Source organism: Synechococcus sp. R6-10, from assembly GCF_047461815.1.
In the GTDB taxonomy this organism is placed as follows: Bacteria; Cyanobacteriota; Cyanobacteriia; order Thermostichales; family Thermostichaceae; genus Thermostichus.
In genome coordinates this window covers 1-3,922 of record NZ_JANSHW010000631.1, presented here as the reverse complement: position 1 = coordinate 3,922, position 3,922 = coordinate 1, and the positions used below count along the sequence as shown (strand labels likewise).

3 protein-coding genes are annotated in these 3,922 nt (G+C 53.5%); 1 reads left to right on the top strand and 2 read right to left on the bottom strand.

Translation table 11 applies throughout. The features are described from left to right. Window positions 1-103 precede the first annotated feature (103 nt). The gene (locus NW837_RS14720; protein WP_011433741.1) at window positions 104-973 is read right to left on the bottom strand and encodes a M48 family metallopeptidase; all 870 of its coding nucleotides are present in this window, start codon (window positions 971-973) and stop codon (window positions 104-106) included. 34 nt (window positions 974-1,007) lie between these two features. After that, a complete protein-coding gene (locus tag NW837_RS14715) occupies window positions 1,008-1,676 on the bottom strand; it encodes a hypothetical protein (RefSeq protein WP_414332314.1) in 669 nt (222 codons plus the stop codon). Window positions 1,677-1,851: 175 nt separating this feature from the next. Here NW837_RS14715 and treY point away from each other — a divergent pair. Further along, window positions 1,852-3,922, top strand: a 2,071-nt coding sequence (treY, locus tag NW837_RS14710) for a malto-oligosyltrehalose synthase (protein WP_414332313.1), incomplete at its 3' end; no start/stop codon positions are given.

Genomic DNA, 3,922 nt, shown 5'->3' with positions numbered 1-3,922 from the left:
TTGGGGGTGCTGTAAACCACCCCAGAGGCTCGTGGTTGGCTTGCCAACTGCAGGGCTACTAAAAGCCCGCTCTGTACTGCTTTAGCGGTCGGAGTCGGGTAGTTTACGAAGCAGCCGTTGACGTCCGCGGTGCGGAGCCCAATCCCTGGAGCTCCAGGATCTGCTGATAGGTGTTGCTGCGGAACCAACGCTCGATTTCTCTGGCCCGCAGCACCGGCAGCGGATGGGTGCGCCCCACCGTTTGCATCTGCTTCAGCTCCATCTGCCACAGATCCCCGTCCAGCTCGTCGTAAGTACGGGCCTGCTCCAAAAAGGCGTCCACGTTCAGCTTGGAGGCCAATTGCGGGGATCCCCCACACAATTTCATCAACACCGAGATCACCGTCTTGGCATCTTGGGCTACCAACAGCGCCGCCCGGTCACAGGTAAACTCGGCACACCGCAGCCAGTGCATCAGTTGATCCTGCAACGCCTGATAAAACAACCCCCCGAAGGGGAGCAAGCTGGTGGAGAGCATGAGAATGTTGGCCATCGTCAAGTAGACCCCGTGATTGCACTTCAAGTGGCCCAACTCATGAGCGATCACGGCCTGAATTTCCGGCGGCTCCAACAGATCCAGCAGAGAGCTGTGCAAGACAATGAAGGGCTTTTTTCCCTGCATGGCAAAGGTGTAAGCATTGGGCGTGGGGTTCTGCCGCACGTAGAGCTGGGGCACCTCCAGATCCAAGATGCGACAGGCCTGCACCAAAAGCTGATGAATTTCCGGCAACTGATGCTCGTTAATTTGGATACTAGAAGCAATGTTGTCCAGATAAAATATCTGTCCTGCCGTTGAGCCAAGCCAATTTTGAATCAGCAGGCCCAGCCCCGGCACTTGCTGCAGAGAGCGGGTGGCTTGCAGATCCACGGGATGACGAAATTGGTCGGCCCGCAGGCCCAACAGAATGCGAGGTTCTCGTTGAATGGACGACATAGACAATAGACAACAGACGGAGAAAGGACTTCGGTTACAACTCGTAGGGCACAAACTGGCGGTGGCGATTCAACAAAAATAGCCGCTCCGGCGGCGGATCCGGCAGGGTCGGCTTGTCAGTAAAATCAAACGGGTTTTCTCCAGAGGGGATCTCCCAATAGACCACATGATCTTGAATGCGAGTGCCATCGGTAACAAAGCGCCCAGTATCGGCGGCAGCACGCTCAGCGCGGCGATAGAGTCGCCCTTGCCAGGTCAAGTGCGGGGGCAGCCCCAATCCCAAAAACAGTTGCTGCCGACTGGATTCCTGGTTGAACACCGTTTGCAGGCGATCCGCCCAGATCCTTGCCAGATCTGCCGGTTGGGGAGCAGCATGAGCCTCTGCATCGGCTGGAGTTACCTCCAACAGCAGTTGCTGGTTCAAAAGAATCCGAGCGGCTTGAGCTGGGGGATCCCCGCTGCCGGTCGTCGAGGGATTGGGACTGGGGATATCCAGACTGACCTGCACCTGAGGGCTGCTGGCCTGTAGCAAAATCTCTTCCAACCGTTGCTTCAGCAGACGGAGGCGAGCGGGGGCATCGGGGGTGCGCAGGGTCAAAACCAGCTCACTCCCCACCCGAAACTCGCTTTCTGCCCAGGTTGCCTCACTCCGCCAACTCCCCATCAGCCCACCCACGAGCAGGATCCCTGCCCACCTCGCCATCCTTGCCGGCCCCCTTACCGGGGGTGAAGCGCTCCTCTGTGGCCTTGACAAGTTCACTAACCTCGCCTCTCCCCTGCAGGACTCCTTGATCTTAGCCGCTACCCTAGATACATCTGTTCTCTTGACCCTATGCCGTTGGCAAGCTCGGCTTCTTTGTCATTGTTCTAAGGTCATCATGCGGATCCCGACTTCCACCTATCGCATTCAGTTTCATGCTGGGTTTGACTTCGACGCAGCACGACAGATTGTTCCCTACCTGAAGTTGCTGGGCATCAGTGACTTGTATGCCTCTCCCATCTTCCAAGCCCGCAAAGGCAGCACCCACGGCTACGACGTGGTGGATCCCAGGCAGATTAACCAGGAACTGGGGGGAAACGAAAAGTTTGAGCTCTTGTGGGAAGCCCTCAATCAGCAGGGAATAGGCTGGATCCAGGACATTGTGCCCAATCACATGGCCTACGATGGCCAAAACCAGATGCTTATGGACGTTCTGGAGAGTGGCCCCAACTCAGATTTTGTTGACTACTTTGATGTGAATTGGAATCACTCTTACCTGGGGATCAAGGGCAGAATCTTAGCTCCCTTCTTGGGAGATTTCTATGACAGATGTTTGGAGTCGGGACAAATCCAGCTTCGTTATGATGCCGATGGCCTAAGTATTAACTACTACAACTTGAGGTTCCCCCTCAATATTGACACCTATGCGGATGTTTTTACCTACAACCTGAGCAAGCTGCGGCGAAAATTGGGACGCAGCCACCCCGACTACGTCAAGTTGCTCGGGATCCTCTTCAGCCTGAAATTCATTCCCAGCAAGGAAGATCTCCTAGAGCGCACCGATCAAATTAGCTTTGCCAAGCATTCGTTGTGGGAACTCTACACGTCTAGCCAACCTATCCAGAGCTTTTTTGACGAGAACATTGCCATCTTTAACGGCAAGCCAGGGGATCCGTCAAGCTTTGACCTGCTGGATAGTCTTCTGGCGCGGCAAAATTTTCGCCTTTCCTTCTGGAAGGTGGGTGCTGAGGAGATCAATTATCGTCGTTTCTTTACCATTAACGAGCTGATCTCACTGCGGGTGGAAGATCGCGAGGTGTTTCGCAAAACCCATCAGCTTATCTTTAAGCTTGCAGAACAGGGGCGTTTTAGTGGTTTGCGCATCGATCATATCGATGGGTTGTTCAATCCCGAAGAGTATCTCCATCGCCTGCGGGAACGCTGCCCAAATCTCTACATCGTAGTAGAAAAAATACTAGAGGCTAATGAAAGTCTGCCCCAAAGCTGGCCGGTTCAGGGCACAACGGGCTATGATTTTTTAGCTAAGCTCAACGGCATCTTTTGTCAAGAAGAAAATGCAGAGGCTTTTGACTCTCTCTATCAAAATTTCACAAATCTACGGCATTCCCCAGAGCAGGTTATCGAAGATAAAAAACGCCTGATCATCGAGCGCAACCTGTCAGGAGATATGGATAACCTTGCTTTTTTGCTCAAACAGATCACCAGCCACCATCGCTATGCCAATGACTTTACCCTCTACAGTTTACGTCGAGCTTTGGTAGAAGTTTTGGTGTGCTTTCCGGTCTACCGCGTCTATATCCACGAAGGGATCCTCAGTCCAGAAGGTCAACAGGTGGTTCGTCAAGCTGTGGAGAAGGCCAAGGAGAACCTGCCCGTTTTGGTGAATGAGCTGAATTTTATTCAGCGCTTTCTCTGCCTGGAGTCTCTGGAAAATTTATCAGACCAGGAGAAAAATGAGCAGATCCATTTTGCCATGCGCTTGCAGCAGTTGGCTGGCCCTCTCATGGCCAAAGGGGTAGAAGATACTGCTTTTTATGTGTACAACCGCCTTTTATCTCTCAATGAAGTCGGCGGGGATCCCTGTCGCTTTGGCCTTTCGGTGCAAGAGTTTCACCGCTTTAATCAAGAGCGGGCAGCTCGGTGGCCTCTGTCCATGAATGCTTCTGCCACCCACGACACCAAGCGTGGCGAAGATGTGCGGGCCCGGCTGAATGTGCTTTCTGAAATCCCCGCCGAGTGGGAAAAGCACATCAACCTTTGGCATGAACTGAACCTCGGCTACAAAGTCCGCAGCAAACAAGCCAAGCGCTCAGAACTGCCGGATCGCAATGACGAGTATTTGCTCTACCAAACTTTGCTCGGCTCCTATCCCTTCCAACCGGAAGAGGTGCCCCAGTTCGTACAGCGGGTCAAAGACTATGCCATCAAAGCAGTGCGGGAAGCTAAGG

Bases quoted from the DNA above. Each gene is read 5' to 3' on its own strand.
- NW837_RS14720 (WP_011433741.1), bottom strand. From the start codon at position 973: ATGTCGTCCATTCAACGAGAACCTCGCATTCTGTTGGGCCTGCGGGCC.
- NW837_RS14715 (WP_414332314.1), bottom strand. From the start codon at position 1,676: ATGGCGAGGTGGGCAGGGATCCTGCTCGTGGGTGGGCTGATGGGGAGT.